The following is a 3,635-nucleotide window of genomic DNA, read 5'->3' on the forward strand; positions in this document are numbered from 1 at the left end:
CGCCTTGGTGCGCTCGCCCCCCCTCGACCCGGCCCCCCGCCCCGCGGCCCCCCCCCAATCACCAGGACCCGCCGCATGCCGCCCTGGGCGCGGCACTACCGGCCATCAATCAGGCGTTGCCTTCACCGCCGGCCAACACACGATGCCAGCCTTCCACTCCCAGCTGGTCCAGGGTGGCGATGTTGCGCTCGACGATCACGTCCGGATCCGGGAACGCGGCCACCGCGCGCTCCACGCTGTCTTCGCGCAGCAGGTGCAGGGTGGGGTAGGGCGAGCGGTTGGTGTAGTTGCTCACATCATCTGGCGCCGCACCGGCGAACTGATACTGCGGATGGAAACTGGCCACCTGCAGGATGCCCTGCAGATCCAGGGCTTCCACAGCCGCATCGGCGTTTTCCAGGAAGTCGTTGTAGTCCAGGAAATCTCCCAGCACTTCCGGATGGATGATCAACGTGGTGTCGATCTGCTCGGCCGGGGTGTCGCGCAGCAGCACCAGCTCTTCGGCCAGCTGTTCCAGCAGCGCCTCCGGCGTGGTCGCATCGCTGAGCACGAAGCGTACCTGCTGCTTGACGTAGACCGCCTTGGCGAACGGGCACAGGTTCAATCCGATCACCGCTTTTTCCAGCCAGTTGCGGGTGACGGCGATGGGATCGATGGCGGCTTCTTCGTTCATGGCTGGTCCGTTCATGGCTGGAGCTCGGGCTGGCAGGGCAGGCGATTGTAGTGGGCATAGGCGTTGGCTGCCGTCGCGTTGTCATCGGGCTGGCATTCACTGTCCACAAACTGGACAGCGTGCATCGTTGAAATTCCCATGCTTTCAGCGGCTTGCAAGGATCTTGCCGAAGGCTAATAGGCAGCTGCCGGGCGCGGGTATTCAATGTCGGCACGGACCACGCTAGGAGTAAAGGCAATGGCAGAACAGGCGTTTCTTCCCCCCGCGCTATGGGCGGGAAAGCAGTTTGATGGTCAATGGCAGGCCGGTAGCAGCCAGCAGGATGTGATCGAGCCGGCCACCGGCAAGGTGCTGGGCAGCATTGCGATGGCAGACCCGGCGCAGATCGCGCGCTCGGCCGCAGCCGCCGCCAAGGCACAGCGCGACTGGGCCAATGCGCCTTATGAAACCCGCGCGCAGGTGCTGCGTCGCGCCGCGCAGCTGGCCGATGAACACGCTGCCGAGATCATCGACTGGCTGGTGCGTGAGTCCGGTTCGACCAAGCTCAAGGCCGGTTTCGAGAACAAGGTAAGCACCAAGGCCCTGCAGGAGGCCGCGGCGCTGCCTTCGCGCAGCGTTGGCGAGATCCTGCCTTCGGCGTCGGGCCGGTTGAATCTGGCGCGACGTCGGCCGCTGGGTGTGGTCGGAGTGATCTCCCCGTTCAACTTCCCCCTGTACCTGGCGATGCGCGCGGTGGCACCGGCGCTGGCGCTGGGCAATGCGGTGGTACTCAAGCCTGATCCGCGCACGGCTGTCTGCGGCGGCTTCGTGATCGCTCGCCTGTTTGAACTGGCCGGATTGCCGGCCGGTGTGCTGCACGTGCTGCCGGGCGATGGTGCCGCAGGTGCGGCGCTGACCAGTGATCCCAATATCGCCATGATCCAGTTCACCGGCTCCACCGCTGCCGGACGCAAGGTTGGTGAGGCAGCGGGCCGGCACCTGAAGAAAGTGTCGCTGGAGCTCGGCGGCAAGAACGCATTGATCGTGCTCGACGATGCCGATATCGATCTTGCCATCGCCAATACCGCCTGGGGCGTCTACCTGCATCAGGGGCAGATCTGCATGGCCACCGGCCGCGTGCTGGTACAGCGTGGCATCTATGCGCAGTTCCTGGAAAAGCTCATCGCCAAAGCGCAATCACTGACCGTCGGTGATCCTGCGCTTGCCGATGTCGCGCTTGGTCCATTGATCAACGCGCAGCAGCGCGACCATGCCGCACGCGTGGTGGCCGAGGCCGCAGCGGCCGGCGCAACGCTGGAAACCGGCGGCACCTATCAGGACCTGTTCTTCGAGCCGACCGTGCTCAGCGGCGTGGACAAGACCAATCCCGCCTTCCGCGCGGAAATCTTCGCACCGGTAGCCGTGGTGGTGCCGTTCGACAGTGATGAAGAAGCTGCGGCACTGGCCAACGACACCGAGTACGGGTTGTCGATGGCGATCGTCTCCAGCAATGTCGGCCGCGCCCTGAAACTGGGTGAGCAGCTGCATACCGGCATCCTGCACATCAACGACCAGACCGTGAATGACGAGGTCATCAATCCGTTTGGCGGTGTTGGCGCCTCCGGTAATGGCACCAGCATCGGCGGCCCGGCCAACATCGAAGAGTTCACCCAATGGCAATGGCTGACCATCAAGGGCGAAGCCCCGGCCTATCCACTCTGAACAGGAGAAACCCATGAGTGCATCTGCAGAACTGCGTGACATCACCGTGGCGGTGGCGCGCGAGAAGGAAAAGCCGTTCACCATCGAGAAGGCGCGCATCCGTGGTCCCAAGGATGACGAAGTACTGGTACGCGTCGTTGCGACGGGCCTGTGCCACACCGACCTGATCGTGCGTGACCAGTACTACCCGGTGCCGCTGCCGGCGGTGCTTGGGCATGAAGGGGCGGGCGTGATCGAAGCGCTGGGGCCGGGCGTCAAGGATCTGAAGGTGGGCGACCATGTGGTGCTCACCTACGGTGCATGCGGGCACTGCGATCCCTGCAGCGGTGGCCATGGTGCCTACTGCAAGGATTTCTTCGGCCTGAATTTCGGCGGTGGCGAACTCGATGGCAGCACCGCCATCCAGGACCCGCTCGGCCAGCCGCTGCACGATCATTTCTTCGCCCAGTCTTCGTTTGCGACCTATGCATTGAGCCGCGAGAACAACGCGATCAAGGTGCCGGCCGATGCACCGCTGGAACTGCTGGGTCCGCTGGGCTGCGGCATCCAGACCGGCGCCGGTGCGGTGATCAATTCGCTCAAGGTGCGCGCCGGCAGCAGCTTTGCCGCTTATGGTGCGGGTGCGGTCGGCCTGAGTGCGGTGATGGCCGCACGTGTGGCCGGTGCCACCACCATCATCGCCATCGACGTGGTGCCGTCGCGGTTGGAACTGGCCAGGGAACTGGGTGCCACGCATACGATCAACAGCCGCGAGGTGGACGTGATCGAGGCGGTGCGCGCCATCACCGCTGGTGGCGTTGATTTCGCGCTGGAATCCACCGGTCGTACGGAGGTATTGGAGCAGGGCATCGAAGCGCTGGGTGGGTTGGGCGTGATCGGCGTGGTGGGTGCGCCCAAGCTGGGGGTCAAGGCGGCGTTCGACGTCAACAACCTGCTGCTGGGTGGCCGCAGCATCCGCGGCATCGTTGAAGGTGACAGTGTGCCCAAGGTGTTCATCCCGCAGCTGGTACAGCTGTACCAGCAGGGCCGCTTCCCGTTCGACAAACTGGTCAGGTTCTATCCGCTGGAACAGATCAACCAGGCCGCCGAAGACAGCCTCAAGGGCATCACCTTGAAGCCGGTGCTCAAGATCGGTTGATGGAACAAACCGTCGCCGGGCAAGGTTGGCCGCGGTGGGGCGGCACTTAGCGCCCGGGGTGTTTGCGAGGGGGAGCTGTCTTGGGGGCCGCCCAGGGCCGCCCACACCCGGAACACCAACAAA

General features: G+C 64.5%; 3 protein-coding genes. 2 read left to right on the plus strand and 1 reads right to left on the minus strand.

Annotated features, from left to right (window positions below; translation table 11 throughout):
* Positions 1-109 precede the first annotated feature (109 nt).
* Complete coding sequence (locus ACVOMF_RS20630) at positions 110-673, minus strand: DUF1415 domain-containing protein (protein ID WP_481510936.1); 564 nt, start codon at positions 671-673, stop codon at positions 110-112.
* A gap of 237 nt (positions 674-910) precedes the next feature.
* Between ACVOMF_RS20630 and ACVOMF_RS20635 the strand changes: the two genes are divergently transcribed.
* Positions 911-2,374, plus strand: a complete 1,464-nt coding sequence (locus tag ACVOMF_RS20635; RefSeq protein ID WP_481510934.1) for a benzaldehyde dehydrogenase — start codon at positions 911-913, stop codon at positions 2,372-2,374.
* Between the two features lie 13 nt (positions 2,375-2,387).
* Positions 2,388-3,512, plus strand: coding sequence for an NAD(P)-dependent alcohol dehydrogenase (locus tag ACVOMF_RS20640; RefSeq protein WP_481510935.1), 1,125 nt, complete (start codon positions 2,388-2,390; stop codon positions 3,510-3,512).
* Positions 3,513-3,635: the final 123 nt, after the last annotated feature.

This window comes from Stenotrophomonas sp. STEN022 (assembly GCF_056760155.1).

What these genes read in the sequence shown, in the direction of transcription:
- ACVOMF_RS20640 (WP_481510935.1), top strand. Translation starts at nt 2,388, where the DNA reads ATGAGTGCATCTGCAGAACTGCGTGACATCACCGTGGCGGTGGCGCGC.
- ACVOMF_RS20630 (WP_481510936.1), bottom strand. Translation starts at nt 673, where the DNA reads ATGAACGAAGAAGCCGCCATCGATCCCATCGCCGTCACCCGCAACTGG.
- ACVOMF_RS20635 (WP_481510934.1), top strand. Translation starts at nt 911, where the DNA reads ATGGCAGAACAGGCGTTTCTTCCCCCCGCGCTATGGGCGGGAAAGCAG.